The organism is Methylobacterium sp. Leaf466 (genome assembly GCF_001425565.1).
GTDB lineage: Bacteria > Pseudomonadota > Alphaproteobacteria > Rhizobiales > Beijerinckiaceae > Methylobacterium.
The window spans coordinates 25,845-47,781 of sequence record NZ_LMRC01000014.1 but is presented as its reverse complement, the minus strand read 5'-3'; the positions used below and the strand labels follow the sequence as shown (position 1 = coordinate 47,781).

The 21,937-nt window shown below is 72.2% G+C and carries 11 protein-coding genes, 1 tRNA gene and 1 pseudogene; 7 read left to right on the top strand and 6 right to left on the bottom strand.

The window, feature by feature from the left end:
- Positions 1-546 (top strand): site-specific integrase (locus ASG59_RS19820; RefSeq protein WP_162245436.1); only part of this gene is annotated, 546 nt, incomplete at its 5' end.
- 6 nt (positions 547-552) lie between these two features.
- Here the strand turns inward: ASG59_RS19820 and ASG59_RS08420 are convergent.
- The 3 genes from ASG59_RS08420 to ASG59_RS08410 all read right to left on the bottom strand — a co-directional run bounded on the left by ASG59_RS08420 (position 553) and on the right by ASG59_RS08410 (position 4,502).
- Positions 553-642, bottom strand: a tRNA-Ser gene (locus ASG59_RS08420).
- A gap of 84 nt (positions 643-726) precedes the next feature.
- Positions 727-2,943 (bottom strand): glucans biosynthesis glucosyltransferase MdoH, encoded by a 2,217-nt coding sequence (gene mdoH, locus ASG59_RS08415; protein ID WP_082528690.1) that lies wholly within the window; start codon positions 2,941-2,943, stop codon positions 727-729.
- Positions 2,919-4,502 carry a glucan biosynthesis protein D gene (locus tag ASG59_RS08410; RefSeq protein ID WP_056408215.1) on the bottom strand — a complete coding sequence of 528 codons (1,584 nt, stop codon included), beginning with the start codon at positions 4,500-4,502 and terminating at the stop codon, positions 2,919-2,921. The genes mdoH and ASG59_RS08410 overlap by 25 nt, the downstream gene beginning before the upstream one ends.
- A 354-nt stretch (positions 4,503-4,856) precedes the next feature.
- Between ASG59_RS08410 and glmU the strand changes: the two genes are divergently transcribed.
- Together glmU and glmS are read left to right on the top strand one after the other, a co-directional pair.
- Positions 4,857-6,248, top strand: coding sequence for a bifunctional UDP-N-acetylglucosamine diphosphorylase/glucosamine-1-phosphate N-acetyltransferase GlmU (gene glmU, locus ASG59_RS08405; RefSeq protein WP_056408211.1), 1,392 nt, complete (start codon positions 4,857-4,859; stop codon positions 6,246-6,248).
- 145 nt (positions 6,249-6,393) lie between these two features.
- On the top strand, positions 6,394-8,220 hold the full coding sequence (glmS, locus tag ASG59_RS08400) for a glutamine--fructose-6-phosphate transaminase (isomerizing) (protein WP_055883213.1): 1,827 nt from the start codon (positions 6,394-6,396) through the stop codon (positions 8,218-8,220).
- A gap of 4 nt (positions 8,221-8,224) precedes the next feature.
- On the opposite strand, the gene ASG59_RS08395 is transcribed toward glmS, so the two are convergent.
- A complete protein-coding gene (locus ASG59_RS08395) occupies positions 8,225-11,527 on the bottom strand; it encodes an ATP-binding protein (RefSeq protein WP_082528689.1) in 3,303 nt (1,100 codons plus the stop codon).
- 336 nt (positions 11,528-11,863) lie between these two features.
- On the opposite strand from ASG59_RS08395, the gene ASG59_RS08390 reads away from it, so the two are divergent.
- Positions 11,864-12,643 (top strand): DUF502 domain-containing protein, encoded by a 780-nt coding sequence (locus tag ASG59_RS08390; RefSeq protein ID WP_056286922.1) that lies wholly within the window; start codon positions 11,864-11,866, stop codon positions 12,641-12,643.
- A gap of 27 nt (positions 12,644-12,670) precedes the next feature.
- Here ASG59_RS08390 and ASG59_RS08385 read toward each other — a convergent pair whose 3' ends face one another.
- Positions 12,671-13,003, bottom strand: a complete 333-nt coding sequence (locus tag ASG59_RS08385) for a hypothetical protein (RefSeq protein ID WP_055883207.1) — start codon at positions 13,001-13,003, stop codon at positions 12,671-12,673.
- Between the two features lie 352 nt (positions 13,004-13,355).
- Positions 13,356-15,542: an ATP-dependent DNA helicase RecG gene (recG, locus tag ASG59_RS08380; RefSeq protein ID WP_082523960.1), complete on the bottom strand. Its 2,187-nt coding sequence runs from the start codon at positions 15,540-15,542 to the stop codon at positions 13,356-13,358.
- A 261-nt stretch (positions 15,543-15,803) separates the two neighbouring features.
- Here recG and ASG59_RS08375 point away from each other — a divergent pair, with 261 nt between their 5' ends.
- From ASG59_RS08375 to xseA, 3 genes and pseudogenes are all read left to right on the top strand, one after another.
- Positions 15,804-16,100 carry a succinate dehydrogenase assembly factor 2 gene (locus ASG59_RS08375; RefSeq protein WP_055883227.1) on the top strand — a complete coding sequence of 99 codons (297 nt, stop codon included), beginning with the start codon at positions 15,804-15,806 and terminating at the stop codon, positions 16,098-16,100.
- A 232-nt stretch (positions 16,101-16,332) separates the two neighbouring features.
- Positions 16,333-19,911 (top strand): annotated as a pseudogene (gene mfd / locus ASG59_RS08370) (transcription-repair coupling factor); the annotation flags it as partial.
- Positions 19,912-20,149: 238 nt separating this feature from the next.
- The gene (gene xseA / locus ASG59_RS08365) at positions 20,150-21,823 is read left to right on the top strand and encodes an exodeoxyribonuclease VII large subunit (protein ID WP_056408204.1); all 1,674 of its coding nucleotides are present in this window, start codon (positions 20,150-20,152) and stop codon (positions 21,821-21,823) included.
- Positions 21,824-21,937: the final 114 nt, after the last annotated feature.

Genomic DNA, 21,937 nt, shown 5'->3' with positions numbered 1-21,937 from the left:
CCCTTCCGGCCGTACCGGAGAGCAGTCTGCGAGAACGAGGTTAGGGGGTCAGAATTGGACGCCGATCCCCCACCTCACGGGGTCAAAGTTGCACGCCGAAACACAGTCTCAATCCCACGCCGGGAGGTCCGCCTTACGAAGACTAAGACGTCGGCGCCGCGTGTGGTCCCGTTGAGTGACGAAGCGCTCGGCACGCTTCTCGGCACACCCCGGCACCCGATCGGTAGCTATGTGTTCTGGAATGGGGACGGCCGGAGATACACGAGCTTCTCCAGCCAGTACCGAAATCTCGCTGTTCGAGCAGGTGTGGCATGGCGGTGTCACGATCTGCGCCACCGCTTCGCCTCGGAATTCCTCCAGAGGACGGGTGATCTCCCAGCGCTTCAAGCCATCCTCGGCCACCGAACGGTAACGATGACGATGCGGTACGCACACATGATCACAGCGCATCTCCACGACGCCATGGCCAAGTTCGGCACAAAGGTCGGCACAGAGAAGGCGGTCTCGAAGCCTCGGAAGAAAAGTGAAATCCGCCTAAGTATCTGATATAATTGGCGGAAGGGGTGGGATTCGAACCCACGGTGGAGTTGCCCCCACGGCGGTTTTCAAGACCGCTGCCTTAAACCACTCGGCCACCCTTCCGGAGCGCAGGCCGCCCGGACATCGCGTCTCTACGCCCAAACCGCCGGGACGGAAATCGGTATTTCCCGGCGGCGGGACGAGCGCTCAGGACAGGCTCTTCAGGCGATCGAGGAGCGGGCGGTCGTGGAGGACCGCCAGGCGCTCCTTCGGCGACAGCCAAGCCGTCGCCTCGTCCAGGGTCCGAGCCTCGGCGAGCTTGGCCGCCGCCAACGCCCGGTCCGGATCGATGGCGCCGCGGGCACGCGGGCTGGCCGGGGGCAGCATCAGGGCATGGGCGGCCGCCAGCTGCGCGTCGGCGTGGATGGCGGCGAGCGCGGGGGCGTCGTCGAGGCCCATGGCGGCGTTGCGCCGGGCGAGGCTGCCGGCGGCGGTGGCCACGGCGGGGGGATCGCGCTCCTCCGGGGTCATCAGGAGCCCGAGGCGCTTGAGGCCGAGCCCCCAGGCGAGTTGCCCGCTCGCCCAGGAGATCGGGATGGCCAGCACCAGGCCGAGGATCGTCGGCGACATCCACAGGAACAGCGAGGTGGCGATGGCGAAGGCCGCGACCCCCGTCACCAGGCCCAGCGCCATGTGCCAGCGGTGGCGGCGCACGATGTCCGAGAACGGGATCGAGCCGTCGTCGCGTCGCTGCGGGTTCCAGCCGGTGTCGCGGCCCGCCAGGATCTGGAAGACCGAGCCCGACTGGATCAGCATCGCGATGGGCGCGATGAGCGCCGACAGCAGGGTCTCGATCAGGCTCGAGAGCACCAGCCGGAGCGCGCCGCCGCTGGCCCGGCGCACCGGCCCGTCGAACAGGGCGAGGAGGAGGCCGAGGAGCTTGGGCGCCAGCAGGATGCCCATGGTCAGGCCGAAGAGCTGGAGCGCGCGCACCGGGTCGAACCGCGGCCAGTTCGGGAACAGGCCGGAATCGCCGGAGAAATAATCGGGCTGGATCGTGGCCGTCTGCAGCACCAGCGCGATGCCGACCACGAGCTGGGCGAGCCAGAGCGGGGAGGCGACGTAGCCGGCGATGCCGGTGGCGAAATGCTGGCGCGAGGCCGCCCGCAGGCCGGCGGCGCCGATGATGCCCGAGTGCTGGAGGTTGCCCTGCGCCCAGCGCCGGTCTCGCACCGCCACGTCGATGAGAGAAGGCGGGCTCTCCTCGTAGGAGCCCGGCAGGGTCGGCAGCATCGTCACGCTCCAGCCGGCGCGCCGGATCAGCGCCGCCTCGACGAAGTCGTGGGACAGGACGTGGCCGCCGAACGGCGGCTTGCCGGGCAGGTCGGGCAGGCCGCAGGCCTGCGCGAAGGCGCGAGTGCGGATGATGGCGTTGTGGCCCCAATAGTTGCCGTCCGGCCCCGACCAGGCCGAGAGGCCAGTGGCGATCACCGGCCCGTAGATCCGGGCGGCGAACTGCTGCACGCGGGCGAACAGGGTGTTGCGGTTGATGATGAGCGGCAGCGACTGGACGATGCCGGCGTCCGGGTCCGCCTCCATGGCGGAGGCGAGCGCCACGATGCAGGGGCCGCTCATCAGGCTGTCGGCATCGAGCACCAGCATGTGGTCGTAGGAGGCGCCCCAGCGGCTCACGAAGTCGCCGATGTTGCCGGCCTTGCGGTGATGGTTCTTGGCCCGGTGGCGGTAGTACAGGCGCGCCTCCGGTCCGAGGCGCTCGCGCAGAGCCAGGAAGGCGCGCTCCTCGGCGATCCAGGCGTCGCCCTGGGTCGAATCCGACAGTACGAACCAGTCGAAGGCGGCGCCGTGGCCGGTGGCCTCGACCTCGGCCCGCATCGCCTCGATGCCCGCGAAGGTGCGGGCGGTGGCCTCGTTGTAGACCGGCATCACCACCGCGGTGCGTGTGGCGAGCGCCCCGGCCAGGGGTTTGTGGCGCGGTGCGCGCAACAGCACGACGAACCCGAGGATCGCGCCCGTGAAGGCCAGCGCGATCCAGGAGAAGTTGAGGGTGAAGAGGACGAGCAGCACGTACTGCAGCGCCGTGGTGCCGCCGGAGACCGAGACCACTTCGTACATCTGCAGGGCGCCGTAGGCGGTCAGCAGTGCCGCGCCTCCGAACACGAAGGCGCGCGCCAGCCAGGGGCGGCGTTCGGGCCGGGCCGGGCGATGGCCGGAGCGCGGGTCCCAGGCGCCGAGGTCCTGCACCGGCATCGCCAGCGGTGCCTCCGGAGGCATTGGGTGGTGGGCCTCCAGCGGGACGGCGGATGTCGCCTCGGTCGGCCTGGCCGGACCCGCCTCCGGGGGCGGGGCGGGATGCCGGTCGGCGTCGGAATGCGGGGGGGTCAGGGTGTCCAACGGTACAGCCATGTTTCGGTCACGGGCCTGTCGTCGCGCCGCAGGAGGAGCCGCAATTCGCAGGCCTTCGCACCGGCCGGATCGAGTTCGAACGCCACCCGCACCGTCCGCCGCTCGGGATAGCGGTAGAGCGTGCGCGTCACGATCGTGCCGGGGGAAGCCGTGAGCTCGGTCTGGAGTTCCGCGCCGCCGGTGAAGTCGTCGCCGCTGAAATCCACCGCGAACCGGCGCCGGCCCTCGGCCGAGCCGCGGCCGCTGCGGGTGGCGGTGACGGGGGCCAGCCGCAGCCGCTCGGGCGCGTCCCATCCCCAGGTCAGGCGGTAGGCCAGCGCCCGCTCGGCCCCGGCCGCCAGCCCTTCCTTGGGGCGCCAATAGGCCAGCACGTTCTCGTTGGCGTCGGAATCGCTCGGGATCTCCAGCAGGCTGACCGCGCCCGCCCCCCAGGGCTCGCGCGGCTCGGCCCAGAGCGAGGGGCGGCGCTCCCAGCCGTTGATGTCGTCCTGGTAGGTGGCGTAGTCGCGCGAGCGCTGCATCAGGCCGAAGCCCTTCGGGCTCTCGTCGAGGAAGGACGAGATCTGCAGGGTCTCTGGGTTGCGCAGCGGCCGCCAGATCGCCTCGTTGGCGCCGGTGCGGATGCGCAGGCCCTCCGAGCCGTGGACCGCGGCGCGGATGTCCTCGGCGCCGCGCCGCTCGCTCGGCCCGAACAGGTAGCGCGTCGTCATGCTGGCCAGCCCGAGGTGGTCGAGGGCGGCGCGGGCGAACAGGGTGCCCGAGACCTCGGCGGTGGAGGCCGGGCCGGGCCGGCAGGCGATCCGCAGGGCGGCGGTGGCCGATTCGGATTCGACGAGGGCGTGGATCACGATCGCGTCAGGAGCGGCCGGACGCTCGATCCAGAGGGCGCGGAACTGCGGGAACTCCTCGCCGCGCGGATCGGCCGGGCGCAGGGTCAAGGCGCGGGCGGTGGCGCCGAAGCGTTGGCCCGAGGCGACGAGGCGGAAGAAGGAGGCCCCTTGGAACAGGGCGAAATCGGCCAGATCCCCGCCGCCGAACCGAGACCGGATGCGGATGCCGGAATAGCCCGGGTCGTCCTTGAAGGCGGGCAGCGCCGGCCCGCCCTCGGCAAAGCGCGCCGGATCGTAGGGCACCGGCCGCTGGACGCCGTCCGCGACGAGGGTGAGCGTCACGCGGTCGCCGTAGACCGAGCCGCGGTGCAGCGGTTCGACGGTGAAGCCGAGGTCGTCGCCGGCAAAGATCGCGCTGCCGGGGACCGTGCGGATGGCGGCGTACTGGTCGCGGCTCAGGCCGGACAGGGACTCGGGCAGGTCGGCCGCCGGGCGCTGGTAGGGCTTGGCGGCGAGCGCCCGGGCGAGATCGGTGACGAGGCCGGGCGAGAACGGCGTGCCGGCGGCGGGCAGGGCGGAGGCGGCCTCCTGTGCCGCGGCCGCGGCCGGCGCCAGGGCGAGGGCGGCCATCGCCACGCCCCCCTGGCGCAGAACGTCCCTGCGGGTCGAGCCGGAGTCCGGGGGGAGCGAGGGGGATCGGAAGGGGGTGGACCGGGTCGGCAGGGTCATGCGGCCTTCATGTCGGTTCGTTCGAAGCGGCGAACACGGGGGTCGTTCGCACGGGCAGTCGATGGCCTCCCTACCATGCCGGGGCCTGAACGGGGCGTTAAGGATTCGTGCCGGCGGGCCCGGAAGGCCAAGCGACTTTCGGGCCATCGGCGGAGGCGCCGGTTCGCCCGTGCGGCGTCGGTTTGCCCGCGTCAAAGTTGGCTTGGCCGCGTCAAAGTTGGCTTGGCCGCACGAACCTGATTAGACCGCCTGATTGGACCGTCGGCGCGATTCCACGGTGGCCGCCCGGCCGGTCGTCGACCTGTCGTCCGGGCAAGCGTGCACCGGCGCGACGAACCGCAAGGCGAAGGCAGGATGACCACACAACACGGATCGGCCGGACGGACTCTCACGGCGATCGTCCTGGCCGCCGGCAAGGGCACGCGGATGCGGTCGGCGCTGCCCAAGGTCCTGCATGCCGTCGCCGGCCGGACCATGCTGGGGCACGTCCTCACCGCCGCCCGGGAGGCGGGTGCCGGCCGGATCGCGGTGGTGGCCGAGCCGGGTCAGGCGGCGGTGGAGGCCGAGGTCGCCGCCCTCGCTCCCGGAGCGCGGGTCCATCCCCAGGCCGAGCGCCTGGGCACCGCGCACGCGGTGCTGGCCGCCCGCGACACCCTGGCCGAGGATGCCGACGACGTCGTGGTCGCCTTCGGCGACACCCCGCTCGTCACCGCCGCGACCCTGACGCGCCTGCGCGCGCCGCTGGCCGAGGGTGCGGCCATCGCCGTCCTCGCCTTCGACACCGACAGGCCAACGGGTTACGGCCGTGTCCTCACGCAGGATGGCAGCGTCACCGCGATCCGCGAGGACAAGGACGCCACGGACGAGGAGCGCCGCGTCGGCCTGTGCAACGCCGGGCTGATGGCCCTGTCCGGGCGCCACGCGCTGGCCATCCTGGACCGGATCGGCAACGCCAACGCCGCGGGCGAATACTATCTCACCGACGCCGTCGCCCTGGCGGTGGCCGAGGGCCTGTCCGTCGCCGTGGTGCGAGTGGAGGAGGCGGAGGCGCAGGGGGTCAACGACCGCGTCCAGCTCGCCGTGGCGGAGGCCGAGATCCAGTCGCGCCTGCGCCGCGCCGCCCAGATCGGCGGGGCGACGCTGGTGGCGCCGGAGACGGTTTTCCTGAGCGTCGACACGGTGTTGGGCCAGGATGTTCTGGTGGAGCCTCATGTGGTGTTCGGGCCGCGCGTCACGGTGGGGGACGGCTGCGTCATCCATGCCTTCTCGCACCTCGAAGGGGCGAGCCTGGAACCGGGCGTGACCATCGGGCCCTACGCCCGGCTGCGCCCCGGCGCGGTGCTGGAGACGGGCTCGCGGGTCGGCAACTTCGTGGAACTGAAGAACACCCGCCTCGGGGCCGGCGCCAAGGCCAACCACCTGACCTACCTCGGCGATTCGACGGTGGGGGCGGGCGCCAACGTCGGCGCGGGCACCATCACCTGCAACTACGACGGGGTGAACAAGCACCGCACATCCATCGGGGCGGGGGCCTTCGTCGGCTCCAACAGCGCCCTGGTCGCCCCGGTCGCGGTGGGGGCGGGGGCCATCGTCGGGGCCGGGTCGGTGGTGACCGCGGACGTGCCCGCCGACGGGCTCGCGGTGGCCCGCGCCCGCCAGGTCAACCGCCCGGAGGGGGCCAGGCTCTGGCGCGCGACCAAGGGGCTGGTGCGCAACTCGGAAACCAAGACGCACGAAAAGCCCTGACGGCGGGAAGACCTGTAGGCCTTTCCTCACAGGCCCGTTCAACAATCGGCCGATCGGTACACCGCACGATCGATGTGCTGGCCACGCATCGACCGGTTCCGATACAAGCACGACCACGAACGGTTTTGACGAGAGACAACGGATCATGTGCGGAATCGTCGGTATCGTCGGTCGGGACGCGGTGGCGGACCAGTTGGTCGAGGCCCTGCGGCGGCTCGAATACCGGGGGTACGATTCCGCCGGGGTCGCGACCCTGGAGCACGGCCGGCTCGAACGGCGCCGGGCGCAGGGGAAGCTCGCCAACCTGCAGGCGCGGCTCGCGGAATCGCCGCTCGCCGGCGCCATCGGCATCGGCCACACCCGCTGGGCCACCCACGGCCGCCCCAACGAGACCAACGCCCATCCGCATGCCACGGCGCGGCTGGCGGTGGTCCATAACGGCATCATCGAGAACTTCCGCGAGCTGAAGGGGATGCTGCAGGACCGCGGCGTCCGCTTCGAGAGCGAGACCGACACCGAAGTGGTGGCCCAGCTCGTGAGCCACGAGATGGACAAGGGCCTGGCACCCGTGGAGGCGGTGGCCGCGGCGCTGCCGCAGCTGCGCGGCGCCTTCGCGCTCGGCTTCATCTTCGCGGGCTTCGAGGACCTCCTCATCGGCGCCCGCCACGGCGCGCCGCTCGCCATCGGCTACGGGGCGGGCGAGACCTACCTCGGCTCCGACGCCCTGGCGCTGGCGCCGTTCACGGAGGAGATCACCTACCTGGAGGAGGGCGACTGGGCCGTCCTCTCGCGCAGCGGCGCCGAGATCCACGATGCGTCGGGCGCTCCCGTCGCCCGGCCCCGCCAGCGCATCGTCGCCCAGGCGTTCCGGGTCGAGAAGGGCAACCACCGCCACTTCATGGCCAAGGAGATCCACGAGCAGCCCGAGGTGGTGGGCCGCACGCTGGCCCATTACGTCGACCTCGCCAACGGCCGGGTCGCCCTGCCCGAGGCGCTGCCGTTCGATTTCAAGGATCTTTCGCGCCTGTCGATCACCGCGTGTGGCACGGCCTATTACGCGGGGCTGGTCGCGAAATACTGGTTCGAGAGCCTGGCGCGGCTGCCGGTGGAGATCGACGTCGCCTCGGAGGCCCGCTACCGCGAGCCGCCGCTGGACAAGGACGGGCTCACCCTCGTCATCTCGCAGTCGGGCGAGACCGCCGACACGCTGGCCTCCCTGCGCTACGCCAAGGCGCAAGGTCAGCACACGCTGGCCGTGGTGAACGTGCCGACCTCCACCATCGCCCGCGAGGCCAGCGCCGTGGTGCCGACGCTGGCGGGCCCCGAGATCGGGGTGGCCTCGACCAAGGCGTTCTCCTGCCAGCTCACCGTGCTCCTGTGCCTCGCCATCGCGGCCGGCCGCGCGCGCGGCACCCTCAGCCCCGAGCGTGAGCGAAGCCTCGTGGACGCGCTGATCACGGTGCCCGGCCTGATGGCGGAGGCGGTCAAGCTGGAGGTCGAGATCGAGCCGCTCGCCCGCGAGGTCGCCAAGGCCCGCGACGTGCTCTACCTCGGGCGCGGCACCAGCTATCCGATGGCGCTGGAGGGCGCGCTGAAGCTCAAGGAAATCAGCTACATCCACGCGGAAGGGTATGCGGCGGGCGAGCTCAAGCACGGCCCGATCGCGCTGATCGACGAGAGCGTGCCGGTGATCGTCATCGCCCCCCACGACGCGGTGTTCGAGAAGACCGTCTCGAACATGCAGGAGGTCGCCGCACGCGGCGGGCGCATCATCCTCATCGGCGACGCCAAGGGCGCCTCCGAGGCCGGCCTGGAGACCATGGCGACCGTGACGATGCCCGACCTCGACCCCGTGGTCGCGCCGATCGTCTACGCGGTGCCGATCCAGCTCATCGCCTATCACACGGCCGTCTTCATGGGGAAGGACGTAGACCAGCCGCGCAACCTGGCGAAATCGGTGACCGTGGAATAGCCGATCACGCCGCCCGGCGGGCCGTGATCACCGGCAGGGCCCGGCGTACCCAGGCGATCTCCTCGCGCACGCGGTCGAGCTGGAGGCGGCTTCGCGCCTCGTCGCGGTCGGGCCCGGTGCAGACCTGCTCCATCGTCCGGCAGGCGTCCGAGAGGCGCCCGAAGCCGAGCAGCCCCGCGCTCGAGACGAGGGCATGGGCATCTCCGCCGACCGCCGGCCAGTCGGCGGCGTCCCGCACCGGGGCGGCAAAGCGCCGGTCGAGCTCGGACGCGAACCGGGCGAGCATCTGGCCGAGGCTCGCCGGGCCGAGCAGGTCGTGCAGCTCGTCGAGGATGGCCGGGTCATGGCCGGGGGCGGGCGCTTCGTCACGGTCGTCCTGCGTCGGCACGCCGGCGTCCGGTCCGCGCACGCTCGGCCCGGCCCAATGCGCCACCGCCGCCCGGAGCCGCGCGGGCGCGAACGGCTTGCCGATGTGATCGTCCATCCCCGCCTCGCGGCAGCGGGCGACGTCGTCGGTCATGACGTTGGCGGTCATGGCCAGGATCGGCAGGCGCGCGAAGGCGCCGCCGAGGCCGCGGATGCGCCGCGTCGCCTCGAGGCCGTCCATCACCGGCATCTGCACGTCCATCAGCACGAGGTCGTAGGCCACGCGGGTCACCGCCTCCACCGCCGCCGCTCCGTCGAGGACCACGTCGACGCGATGGCCCCAGCCGCTCAGCAGCGTCACGGCGAGTTCCCGGTTCATGTCCACATCCTCGGCCAGGAGGATGTGGGCGCACCGGCCGACGGCGGTGCCGGCCCGGGCGTCGGCATCGGCCGCCCCCTCGACGGCGGGGGTGGCGGCCACCGGCAGGGCGATGGCGAAGGAGAAGCGCGAGCCCTCGCCCTCGGCGCTGTCGAGGTCGATCGTGCCGCCCATCATCTCCACGAGGCTGCGGCAGATCGAGAGGCCGAGGCCGGTGCCCCCGTACCGCCGGGCGGTGGAGCCGTCGACCTGGCTGAACCGCTGGAACAGGCGGTGGCGCTTCTCCTGCGGGATGCCGATGCCGGTGTCGGTCACGGTGAAGCGGATCCGGGCGCGCTCGCCGCCCTCCTCGGTGGCGACGTGCAGGTGCACGCGGCCGGCCGCCGTGAACTTCACCGCGTTGGAGAGCAGGTTCAGCAGGACCTGGCGCAGGCGGGCATCGTCGCCCACGAGGCGTTCGGGCACGCCCGCCTCGACCTGCGCGGTCAGCGCCAGGCCCTTGGCGTCGGCCTCGTTGCGCAGGAGGGCGACGGCGCCCTCGACGAGGTCGTGCGGCGAGAACGGCTGCGGGTCGAGCGCGAGGCTGCCCGCCTCCAGCTTCGAGACGTCGAGGACGTCGTTGACGATGGACAGGAGCGTGGTGCTGGCGTCCTGGACGAGGCGGGCGTAGCGGCGGAGCATCGGCGTGCGCAGATCGGGGCTGTCGAGCATCAGGCCCGAGAAGCCGATGATGCTGTTGAGGGGCGTGCGCAGCTCGTGACTCATGCTGGCGAGGAACTCGCCCTTGGCGGCGGCGGCGGCCTCGGCTGCCTCCTTGGCGGCGCGCAGCTCCTCCTGCCGTTCGTGACGCTCCGAGACGTCGCGCACGGCCACCATCATGCTGGCCGGAGCGCCGGTGGCGGGGTCGCGGATCAGCCGGTACTTCGACTCGACCCAGGTGAACGACCCGTCCTTGCGCCGGAACCGGTGGGTGCTCACCCCCTGGTCGATCCGGCCCTCGCGCAGGGCGGTCAGGATCTCGCCCAGCCGCGCGGCGTCCTCGGGATGCACCATCGCCTCCGGATGGGCGCCGACGAGCTCCTCCGGCCCGTAGCCGAGGAGGTCGACGCTGGCGGGCGAGACGTAGTGGCGGACCCCGTCGATGCCGGAGAGCACGATCATGTCGGTGGCCGTCTGGGCCAGCAGGCGGTAGCGCGCCTCGCTCTCCTTGAACGCCCGGTCGCTGCGGCGGCGCGGGGTGATGTCGGTATAGGTGCGCACCGCGCCGCCCTCGGGCAGGGCGACGGTGCGGACTTCGAGCACGGTGCCGTCGCGGCACTCGCGCTCGAACACGGCTGCGCAGCGCGCCACGTCGCCCTCGTCGGGAAAGCGCCGCGCCTGGGGGTCGGCGGGATCCGCCTCGCCGTGCCGCAGATGCCCCTCGAGGTCGCGGCCGAGCACCGGGGCGCGCGCCATCATGGCGTCCGTGATGCCGAGGAGGTCGCGCGCGCGCCGGTTGCAGACCTGGACGACGCCGCGGGCGTCGGTCTCGATCAGGCCCTGCTCCATGGTGTCGAGGGTGTTGCGCAGGGTGGCGCTGGTGATGCGGGCGCTGCGCTCGGCCTGCCGCGTCTGGGCATCGGAGCGCTGGCGGCGGCCGATCTCGCTGGCGAGCGACAGCAGGGACAGGACGAGGACGAGGGTCGTGCCGCCGGCGATGGGCGCCTGGGTCCAGACGCTCCTGCGCCATTCGGCCAGGGCCGTGTCGCGCGACTGGGTGGCGCTGACGTAGAGCGGGTAGGAGGGCACGAAGCCGAGCGCCAGGACGCGCTCGATGCCGTCGGTGGACCCCGCCGACCAGAACGGCCTGGTCTGGCGCGCCAGGACGTAGCGCTTGTAGTTCTCGGTAGCCGCGTAGTTCTTGCCGACCGCGCTCGGCAGGTCGGGCGAGCGCACCAGAAGGGTGCCGTCGGCCCGCCACAGGGAGAGGGTGGAGCCGGCGCCGAGGTCGAGGGCGTCGTAGACCTCCTGGAACGCGGCCGGATTGAGGGAGGCGACGACCATGCCCGCGAAGGATCCGTCCGCGCGGGTGATGCGGCGGATCAGGGGCAGGGTCGGCAGCTTGCTGACGCGCCCGGTCACCGGCCGGCCGACGACGAGGCCGGTCTGGCCGTCGCCGTGCAGGGCCTCGACGTAGTCCCGGTCCCCGAATTCCGTGGACCGGGCCGGGAACGCTCCCGCCTCGTGGATCAGACGGCCCGACGCATCGAGGATCATGACGTTGTTGAGGTGGCGCGACTGCGCGAGGCGGTCGCGCAGGGCCTTGTGGATCACCTCGGGCGAAAGGCCGTCCATGTCCGGCCCGATCACGGAGATCACCGCCTGGAGGTAGGTGTCCACCGTCTCCAGGGTGCGGGCCGCATGCTGTTCGAGGGCGCGGGTGGTGTTGGCGGTGCTGGTCTCGGCGATATGCAGGGCCTGCCCGTACTGCTGGTGCAGATGGTTCGCCACCACCGCGGGAATGCCGATGCCGACGACGACGGCGGCGGCCTTGAACCCGGCGCTCAATGTGGGCCGTCTCATCGCCGTCCGTCGCTTTCCATCACCGCGCGCGATCCGCCCGGCGCGGCCGGGCCGGCGCCATACGATCACACAGACATCAAGACATCCCTACACCCGCAAAGCCCTTCGATCGGCAAGGCGTTTCGCCCGACGCCGCCCGCGAAAGCGCGTGGCCGATGCGCGCGGGACACGGGCCGAAAGCGGGCCGGGCGATCCGCCCTCCGCTTGAGGTCGCGAGCCCGACTCGCTAACCCTTGCGGGTAGGGACCGCGTACGGGTCCCCGTTCCATCGATCCCCCGTGTTTTCGGTCCGCCGGATTCCCGGTTCCAGAGTCACGGCCCCAGCGAGACGTCCCCTTGCGCGAAACGGTCCTGCCGACACCGGAACCGCCCGACCTCCCCGGCACCCGCCCGCGCCTGAGCAAGCGCGGGCGCCTGCGGACCTATTTCCTCACCGGCATCATCGTGGCCGGGCCGCTGGCCATCACCATCTACCTCACGTGGTACTTCATCAGCCTGATCGACAGCTGGGTGAAGCCGCTGGTGCCGCCGAGCTATCTGCCGGACCATTACCTGCCGTTCTCGATTCCCGGCCTCGGCCTCCTCATCGCCTTCTTCGCGGTGACGCTGCTGGGCTTCCTCACCGCCAACCTCGTCGGGCGCAGCGTCGTCGAGTTCGGGGAGGTGCTGCTCGCGCGCACTCCGGTAATCTCGGGGCTGTACAAGGGGTTGCGGCAGATCTTCGAGACGCTGTTTTCCGCCAACGGCACCTCGTTCCGCACGGTGGGGCTCGTCGAATTCCCGGTGAAGGGCACCTGGTCGGTGGTGTTCGTGTCGGCCCCGGCAGGCCCCGACGTACAGACCGCCCTCGATCCGGCGGGCGACCATGTCGGCGTGTTCCTGCCCTGCGCGCCCAACCCGACCACGGGCTTCTTCTTCTACCTGCCGCGCGCCGACATCATCGAGGTGGAGATCAGCGTCGACGACGCGGCCAAGCTCGTCATGTCGGCGGGCGTGATCCAGCCCGAGGACCCCCAGGCCAGGCTCCATGCCATGGCGGCGAGCCTGCGCACGGCACAGACCGAGGCGGCGCCTTCGTCCGCCGGGCGCAAGGCCCCCGCCAGCCAGGATGCCTGAGCCGGCGCCGGGCCGCGCACCGCCGGTTCAGTTGTGGACCGTCAGCGCCGCCTTCTCGACGGGAAGCGTCGGCGGCGTGGCATCGGCGATCCGCTCGCTCGAGCGGGGGACCGAGCGGGTGCCGGCCCAGTCCGTGGCGATCTGCACACCGAGCATCAGGACCAGCGCGGCGACGAGGGCGTTGGCCGCCATCTGGAAGGGGCGGGCCGCCCGGCGCACGGACAGCATCACCGCCTCCGCCGCGGGTTCGACGGGCGCCGGACCGTCGGAGATCGGGAGCAGCCACGGCTCGCTCGGAAGGCCGTTGACGCCCCCCATCTCGTGGGCACCCGGCAGGTTCTGGAACAGTCCGCTCGACATATCCATCCTCCTGAAACATCTGTGGCGGCGCAGCCTGGACGGCCGTTCGTTCATGTTCAGTTAATCAGAGATTATGGCTACTTCAAGCTCACGATGCCCGCATCGGGCCCGCGCACGCCCCGCGAGTACCTGGCCGGCACGTGAGACGCCCCCTACAACATGTTGTCTTGGAACGAGAAACCGCTTCGTCGGGGCGCCGCGGCGGGGTCGTGGTGGCGGTCGTGCCAGGGCCTACGGCGATGGGCCCGCGGCGACCCGCGCCGTTCGGCTTCGCGTCGTCCCCGCTCGTTTCCTGAACGGACCGCCGCCCCTCCGCCTCGGGATCCCGCCCCGAGATCACCCCGCCCCGAGATCACCCCGCCCCGAGCAGGCGAATCGCGGCGTCCCGCTCGAACAGGTAGAGCAACACCCTGAGGGCACGGCCGCGCTCGCTCTTCAGGCCCGGATCGCGGGCGACCACGAGCTGGGCGTCGTCGCGGGCGGCCTGGAGCAGGTCGCCGTCGCTTTCCAGATTCGCGAGCCGGAAGGCGGCCAGCCCCGACTGGCGGGTGCCGAGCACCTCGCCCTCGCCGCGCAGGCGCAGGTCCTCCTCGGCGATGCGAAAGCCGTCCTCGGTCTCGCGCATGGTCTCGAGCCGGGCGCGAGCGACCTGGCCGAGAGGGCCGCGATAGAGCAGCAGGCAGGTCGAGGCCCCGGCGCCGCGCCCGACCCGCCCGCGCAGCTGGTGGAGCTGGGCGAGGCCGAAGCGCTCGGCATGCTCGATCACCATGATGGTGGCTTCCGGCACGTCGACGCCGACCTCCACCACGGTGGTCGCCACCAGGATCCGGGTCTCGCCGCGGGAGAACCGCTCCATCGCCGCGTCCTTGTCCGGCCCCGGCATCCGGCCGTGGATGAGGCCGACGGCGGCGCCGAACTCCTGGGCGAGGTCGGCGAAGCGGTCCTCGGCGGCGGCGAGATCGACGTATTCGGATTCGGCCACCAGCGGGCAGATCCAGTAGACCCGGTCGCCCGCGGCCACGGCCCTGCCTAGGGCGGCCACGACCTCGTCGAGGCGGTCGGTGGAGACGAGGCGGGTGACGATCGGCTGGCGCCCGGCCGGCTTCTCGTCCAGCACCGAGACGTCCATGTCGCCGAAACAGGTCAGGGCCAGGGTCCGGGGAATCGGGGTCGCGGTCATCACGAGGATGTCCACGGCCTGGCCCTTGGCGCCCAGCGCCAGGCGCTGGTGCACGCCGAAGCGGTGCTGCTCGTCCACCACCGCCAGGCCGAGGTCGTGGAAGGCGACGCCGTCCTGGAACAGCGCGTGGGTGCCGACCAGAATGTCGATGCGCCCCTCCGCGAGGTCGAGGAGCGTCGCCCGGCGCTCGGCGGCCCTGTCGCGGCCGGTGAGCAGACGCAGGCGCAACGGGCCGGCCATGGCGGTGAGCCGGGCGAGGTGCTGACGCGCCAGGATCTCGGTGGGCGCCATCAGGGCGGCCTGGCGCCCGGCCTCGACGGCGCTGGCCATGGCGAGCAGCGCCACGGCGGTCTTACCCGAGCCGACGTCGCCCTGGAGCAGGCGCAGCATGCGCCGGTCGGAGGCGAGGTCGGCGCGGATCTCGGCAAGCGCCCGGCCTTGCGCGCCCGTGAGCGAGAAGGGCAGGGCGGCCGCGATCCTGTCCGACAGGTGGCCGTCGCCGGCGTTGGCGCGGCCCGGCGCCCGGCGGCTGCGGGCGCGGGTGAGGGCCAGCGCCAGTTGCGAGGCCAGGAGTTCGTCGTAGGCGAGCCGCCGCCGGGCCGGGCCGGCGGCCACGGTGCCGTCGGCGGCCGGCGGGGCGGGCGCGCCCTCCGGCCTGTGCTCGGCCTTGAGGGCGTCGGCGAAGGCGGGTAGCCCGTTCTTGGCGAGCCAGGCCGGGTCCTGCCATTCGGGCAAGCTCGGCAGCCGGTCGAGGGCGGCGTGCGCCAGCTTCGAGATCGCCCGCGAGGTCAGCCCCTCGGTGGCGCCGTAGACCGGCTCGACCGCCGGGAGGGCCGCGAGCCCCGCCTCGTCGACGACGCGCGAGGGATGCACCATCTGGCGGTGGCCGTCATAGAGGTCGATGCGCCCGGTGATGTAGCGGTGGGCGCCCAGCGGCAGCATCTTCTCGACGCGGGCCGCGGGCATGCCGAAGAACACCAAGGTCACGTCGCCGGTGGCATCCTCCACCAGCACCCGGTAGGGGCGCTTGCCCGGCCCCGGCTGGGGCGCCCGGTAGCCGGTGACCGTGACGCCCAGCGTCACCGGCTCGCCCGGCGGCGCCTCGCTGATCGAGCCCAGGAGCTTTCGCACCACCCCGCCCTGGGGCAGGTGGAACAGGAGGTCGACGATCCGGGCCGGGCGCTCGGGGGTGCCCAGCAGCCGCTCGATCATCGGTGCCATCTTCGGCCCGACGCCGGGAAGGCCGCGGGCGGGGGCGAACAGCGGATCGAGGATGCTCGGGCGCAGGGGCGCAGGGCCGCCCGCTTCCGGCGCGGCGCTGGCCCCGGTGGGGCTGGGGGTCGGGTCCGGGCGGGTCATCGGCGAGACATGGCGGTGGCCTCACCCTCGTACCCACAAGCGCCCTTCGGTTCCAGCACCCGCGCTCGGGCGGCGCAGGCTGCGGCGAGGACACGCGCACCGGCTGCGGCAACCGGCCCTACGTCGCGCCGAAGACGTGAAGATTATGCCCTCCCGCACACGAGAAGGGCCGGCGCGGTCGGCCCGGGTGCTGCCCTTTCCGGCGCCGCTCCCCATATCCGGCCTTCGACCTGTCCGATTCCCCACCATGGGATGCCCACGATGTCCGGCACCACCCGCACCAGCGCCGACCTCGATCCGCGCCGCCGCCGCACCCTGTTCCGGGCCTGGCACCGGGGCATCCGCGAGATGGACCTGATCATGGGCCGCTTCGCCGACGCCGAGATCGGGTCCTTCAGCGAGGAGGAGCTGGCGCAGTTCGAGGCACTGATCGAGGTGCCCGACCGCGACCTGTTCCGCTGGCTCACCGGCGAGGACCCGACCCCGGAGAACTACGACACCCCGCTGTACCGCCGCCTCCGGGCGTTCCATAAGCACGACGCGCCGATCCACGGCTGACGATGGCGGTGGATCCATGGATCTGCCATCGCTCGACGTCCCACGCGCTGTCTCCTCCCTGAGGCGCCGCTGCCAAGCGGAGGGCTCCGGGAATCGTCGGGTGGGCTGGAGGCCGCCTTCGAGGCCCGCTACAGCGGGCACCTCAGGATGAGGTGGCGGGTTGGATGGAGCAGGAGTCCAGCCCCGCCCGGCCTTCCGTCGATCTCTCGCACGAGTTCAAAACCCCGACCCGATGGCCAAACCCCAGCCCAAAGCCCCCGTCCCCGCCGCTCCCAAGCCGCAGACCGCCCGCTTCGCCCTGCCGAAATCGGGGGCGCTCGCCCGCGCCATCGAGGCGCTCAAGGCCGGAAAGAGCCCGACGCTGGTCAACGTGCCCGACGGGTTCGACGCCGTGGTGGTGGCCGACCTCGCCCGCGCCCTGGCGGCGCGCGCGGAGGGACCGGCGGTGCTGGTGCACGTGGCCCGCGATTCCGGCCGCTCGGCCGCCTTCCGCAGCGCCCTGTCGTTCGTCGCCCCCGAGATCGAGGCGATGAGCGTGCCGGCCTGGGACTGCCAGCCCTACGACCGCGTCTCGCCCAACCCCGCCGTCGCCGCCGAGCGCATGACCGCGCTCTCGCGCATCACCCGCTCGCGATCGTCGGAGGAGCGCCCGCGCATCCTCTGCACCACGGTGAACGCCCTCGTGCAGCGCGTCCCGCCCCGCGAGAAGATCGCGGTGGAGACGTTCTCGGCGGCGATCGGCAACGTCATCCCGATGGACACCGTCACCGCCTGGGTCGAGGCCAACGGCTTTCTGCGCACGGGGACGGTGCGGGACACGGGCGAATACGCGGTGCGCGGCGGCATCCTCGACCTGTCGCCGCCGGGCCTGCCCAACCCGATCCGCCTCGACTTCTTCGGCGACACGCTGGAATCGATCAGGGCATTCGACCCCGAGACCCAGCGCACGGTCGGGTCCTTGCGCTCCCTCGACCTCGTGCCGATGAGCGAGGTCCAGCTCACCACCGAGACGATCCGGCGCTTCCGCCAGGGCTACGTGGCGCAGTTCGGTGCCGCGACCCGCGACGACCGCCTCTACGAGACCCTGAGCGAGGGCCGGCGCTACGCCGGGCTCGAACATTGGATGCCGCTGTTCCACGACCGGCTCGACACCCTGTTCGACTACCTCGCCGGCGTGCCGCTGGTGTTCGACCCGCAGGTGGAGGAGGCCGCCGCCGAGCGCCTCGCGCTGATCGGGGATTACTACGAGGCCCGCGCCGAGGCGATGAAGACGCCCTCCACGGGGGTGGCGCCCTACAAGCCCCTGAAGCCCGACGCGCTCTATCTCGGGGCGGCAGAATGGGACAAGCGCGTGGCCGCGGCCAGCGTCGTGCGCCTCACCGGCTTCTCGATGCCCGAGACCCCGGACGACGGCACCATCGACTGCGAGGCCCACACCGGCCGCAGCTTCGCCACCGAGCGCGCCGACGATTCCGCCAGCGTCTTCGACGCGGCGGTGGCCCACATGAAGGACCTGCAGGGCTCGGGACATCACGTCATCCTCGGGGCGTGGTCCGAGGGCTCGCGCGACCGGCTCTGCGGCGTGCTCGCCGACCACGGCCTCAAGAAGCCGGTCCAGATCAACACGCTGGGCGCCGTCAACGCGTTGAAGCGCGGCGCGGACGTGGCGGTGGCGGTGTGGGGCCTGGAGTCCGGCTTCGTCATCGACCGGCTGGCGGTGATCTCCGAGGGCGACATCCTCGGCGACCGGCTGGTGCGCCAGAAGCGCAAGGCCAAGCGCCCGCAGGACATCATCCTCGAGGTCCAGGCGCTCCAGCCCGGCGACCTCGTGGTCCATGCCGACCACGGCATCGGCCGGTTCGTCGGGCTGAAGACCATCACCGCCGCGGGTGCGCCGCACGACTGCCTCGAACTCCAGTACGCCGGCGGCCTGCTGCTCCTGCCGGTGGAGAACATCGAGCTCCTGACCCGCTACGGCTCCGAGGACGCCGAGGTCGCCCTGGACCGGCTCGGCGGCGGTGCCTGGCAGGCCCGCAAGGCGCGGATGAAGAAGCGCATCCTCGAGATGGCCGGCCAGCTCATCAAGGTCGCCGCCGAGCGCTTCGTGCGCCAGGCCCCCCGCCTCGTGGCGCCGGACGGCCTCTACGGCGAATTTGCCGCGCGCTTCCCCTTCGACGAGACCGAGGACCAGGCCACCGCCATCGACGCGGTCCTGTCCGACCTCAACGAGGGCCGGCCGATGGACCGCCTCGTGTGCGGCGACGTCGGCTTCGGCAAGACCGAGGTGGCCCTGCGCGCCGCCTTCGCCTGCGCCATCTCCGGCAAGCAGGTGGCGGTGGTGGTGCCCACCACCCTGCTGGCGCGCCAGCACTTCCGGACCTTCGCCGAGCGCTTCAAGGGCCTGCCCGTGGAGGTGGCGCAGATGTCGCGCTTCGTCTCGAACACCGAGATGAAGCGGGTCCGCGACGGGCTCGCGGGCGGCACCGTCGACATCGTCGTCGGCACCCATGCGCTGCTGGCCAAGGCCGTCGGCTTCAAGGACCTCGGCCTCATCATCGTCGACGAGGAGCAGCACTTCGGCGTGGCCCACAAGGAGCGCCTGAAGAACCTCCAGGCCGACGTCCACGTGCTCACCCTCTCGGCGACCCCGATCCCGCGCACCCTGCAGCTGGCCATGACCGGGGTGCGCGAGCTCTCGATCATCGCGACCCCGCCGGTGGACCGCCTCGCCGTGCGCACCTTCGTGATGCCGTTCGATCCGCTCCTGATCCGCGAGGCCCTGCTGCGCGAGCGTTTTCGCGGGGGGCAGTCGTTCTACGTGGTGCCCAGGATCGAGGATCTGGCCGAGGTCAAGAGCTTCCTCGACCGGGAGATGCCCGAGACCAAGGTGGCGGTGGCCCACGGGCAGATGGCGGCGGGTCAGCTGGAGGACGTCATGACGGCCTTCTACGAGGGCCAGTTCGACGTGCTGCTCTCCACCACCATCGTGGAATCGGGCCTCGACATCCCCACCGCCAACACGCTGATCGTCCACCGGGCCGACATGTTCGGGCTGGCCCAGCTCTACCAGCTGCGCGGCCGGGTCGGGCGCGCCAAGGCGCGGGCCTACGCGCTGTTCACGACGCCGGCCAACCGCACCCTCACGGTGCAGGCCGAAAAGCGCCTCAAGGTGCTCCAGACCCTCGACACCCTGGGCGCCGGCTTCCAGCTCGCCAGCCACGACCTCGACATCCGCGGGGCCGGCAACCTGCTCGGCGACGCCCAGTCCGGCCACATCAAGGAGGTCGGCTACGAACTCTACCAGCAGATGCTGGAGGACGCCGTCACCGCCCTCAAGGCCGGGATCGAGGAGCCGGTGGAGGAGGCGTGGTCGCCCACCATCGCGCTCGGCGCCCCCGTCACCATCCCCGAGCACTACGTCGAGGACCTCACCGTGCGGCTCGGCCTCTACCGCCGGCTCTCGACCCTCGAGAACGACGCCGAGATGGAGAGTTTCGGGGCCGAGCTCATCGACCGGTTCGGGACGCTGCCGCCCGAGGTCGAGCAGCTGCTGCGCATCGTCACCATCAAGATCCTGTGCCGCGACACCAACATCGAGAAGGTCGAGGCCGGGCCGAAAGGCATCGTCATCCACTTCCGCGACAAGTCGTTCGCCAACCCGCAGGGGCTGGTGGCCTACGTGGCGGGCCAGGCCTCCTTCGCGAAGGTCCGCCCCGACATGAGCATCGTCTTCATCCGCGAGCTCACCACGATCCCCGAGCGCCTGAGCGTGACGACCACGGTGCTGCGGGAACTGGCCAAGATCGCCAAGGCCAAGACCGGAACGGCCAAGGCCGGAGCGACCAAAAGCACGCCGGCGAAGGCGGCGGCCCCTGCGGCGAGAAAGGCGGGATGAGGGACCATCCCGCACGCCCGTGCGGCCGTGCCGCGGGGCGGGACGCCCTCAGGGCTGGACGCGCGTCCTGACACGCACCCGTGATGCCGGTTCCCGGCCGTGTTCCGGCGGACCGCGCTTTACGCGATGGGGTTTCCGGCCTTAGCGTCCCGACATGTCACCGGTCCCGTCTCCCGCCGCCCTGCAGGCCACCGCCGTCGGGAATGCTCCCGAATGGTCGGTGAGCGACCTCGCCGGGGCGCTCAAGCGCACCCTCGAGGATGCCTTCGGGCATGTCCGCCTGCGCGGCGAAATCTCCGGCTATCGCGGCCAGCACGGCTCGGGCCACGCCTATTTCTCGCTCAAGGACGGCTCGGCCCGCATCGACGCCGTGGTCTGGAAGGGCACCTTCAACCGCCTCCGCCAGAAGCCCAAGGAAGGGTTGGAAGTGATCGCCACCGGGCGGATCACGACTTTCGCCGGCAAGTCCTCCTACCAGATCGTCGTCGAGGCCCTGGAGCCGGCCGGCATCGGCGCCTGGATGGCGCTGCTGGATGAGCGCAAGCGCGTCCTGGCCGCCGAGGGGCTGTTCGCACCCGAGCGCAAGCGGGCGATCCCCTACCTGCCCCGGGTCGTGGGCGTCGTGACCTCGCCCACCGGTGCGGTCATCCGCGACATCCTGCACCGGCTCGCCGACCGCTTCCCCCGTCCGGTGCTGGTCTGGCCGGTACGGGTGCAGGGGGAGGGGGCGGCCGACGAGATCGCCGCCGCCATCCGCGGCTTCAACGCGCTTAGTCCCGATGGGCCGATCCCGCGGCCCGACGTGCTGATCGTCGCCCGCGGCGGCGGCTCGATCGAGGACCTCTGGGCCTTCAACGAGGAGGCGGTGGTGCGCGCCGTCGCGGACGGCACCATCCCGCTGATCTCGGCGGTCGGGCACGAGACCGACACCACCCTGATCGACTTCGTGTCCGACCGGCGCGCGCCGACCCCCACGGGGGCCGCCGAGATGGCGGTGCCGGTGCGTGCCGACCTCCTGGCCGAAATCCGCGACCTCGGCGCCCGCCAGCGCGAGGGCATCGAACGCCGGCTGGTGCGCGAGGCCCGCGACCTGCGTGCCCTCGTACGCGCCCTGCCCGCGGCCGATGCGGTGCTGGCGGGCAAGCGCCAGCGCCTCGACCTCGCCGAGGCCCGGCTGGTGCCGGCGCTGGCCGGCAACGCCCGCGTCCACCGCGCGCGCTTCGCCCGCCTCGCCGAGCGGATCGGCCGCCATCCCCCCGCCCTGGCACTGGCCATGGCGCGCGGGCGCCTGCGGCTGGTGGCGGACAAGCCGCGCGAGGCCCTGCACTTCGGTACCCTGCGCAAGCGCGAGGCGCTGACCCACCTCGGCCGGCGCCTGTCGCTGGCGCAGGCGGCCACCCTCGGGCGGGCCAGGACCGCGGCCGCCCGCGACGGCGAGCGCCTCGGCGCCCTGGCCCTGCGCCTCGCGACCGCAGCCGCCCGCCTCGGCGAGCGCCGGCGCGACCGCCTGGCGGCCCTGGGCGGGCTGCTGGGCTCCCTCAGCTACCGGGCGGTGCTGGCGAGGGGCTTCGCCCTGGTGCGCGACGCCGCCGGCGGAGCCGTGCGCGGGACCGCGACCCTCGGGCCGGGCGAGCGGCTCACCCTGGAATTCGCCGACGGCCGGATCGGCGTCGTCACCGACGCCGACGGCCATGCCCCTCCCGGCGAGGACGCGCCGCAGAAGCCCGCGCCCGCCCGGCGCAGGCGCGCGGCCCAGAAGCGCGGTGTCGCGGACACCACGGTCGAGGCGTCGGCCGCCGCCCCGCAGGGGTCGCTGTTCGACGTGTGAAGCCGAATCTGGCTCACGGCGTGCTTGCCGACGAGCGTCCGCCATGGCGTCGGGACGAGCCCGGCGGCCCGAGCATGGGACGCATCCCGGCCGGACCGCTCGCGCAGGGTCCCG

What these genes read in the sequence shown, in the direction of transcription:
- ASG59_RS08375 (WP_055883227.1), top strand. Translation starts at nt 15,804, where the DNA reads ATGTCCGGCACCACCCGCACCAGCGCCGACCTCGATCCGCGCCGCCGC.
- mdoH (WP_082528690.1), bottom strand. Translation starts at nt 2,943, where the DNA reads ATGGCTGTACCGTTGGACACCCTGACCCCCCCGCATTCCGACGCCGAC.
- ASG59_RS08385 (WP_055883207.1), bottom strand. Translation starts at nt 13,003, where the DNA reads ATGTCGAGCGGACTGTTCCAGAACCTGCCGGGTGCCCACGAGATGGGG.
- glmU (WP_056408211.1), top strand. Translation starts at nt 4,857, where the DNA reads ATGACCACACAACACGGATCGGCCGGACGGACTCTCACGGCGATCGTC.
- recG (WP_082523960.1), bottom strand. Translation starts at nt 15,542, where the DNA reads ATGACCCGCCCGGACCCGACCCCCAGCCCCACCGGGGCCAGCGCCGCG.
- ASG59_RS08395 (WP_082528689.1), bottom strand. Translation starts at nt 11,527, where the DNA reads ATGAGACGGCCCACATTGAGCGCCGGGTTCAAGGCCGCCGCCGTCGTC.
- ASG59_RS08410 (WP_056408215.1), bottom strand. Translation starts at nt 4,502, where the DNA reads ATGACCCTGCCGACCCGGTCCACCCCCTTCCGATCCCCCTCGCTCCCC.
- xseA (WP_056408204.1), top strand. Translation starts at nt 20,150, where the DNA reads ATGTCACCGGTCCCGTCTCCCGCCGCCCTGCAGGCCACCGCCGTCGGG.
- glmS (WP_055883213.1), top strand. Translation starts at nt 6,394, where the DNA reads ATGTGCGGAATCGTCGGTATCGTCGGTCGGGACGCGGTGGCGGACCAG.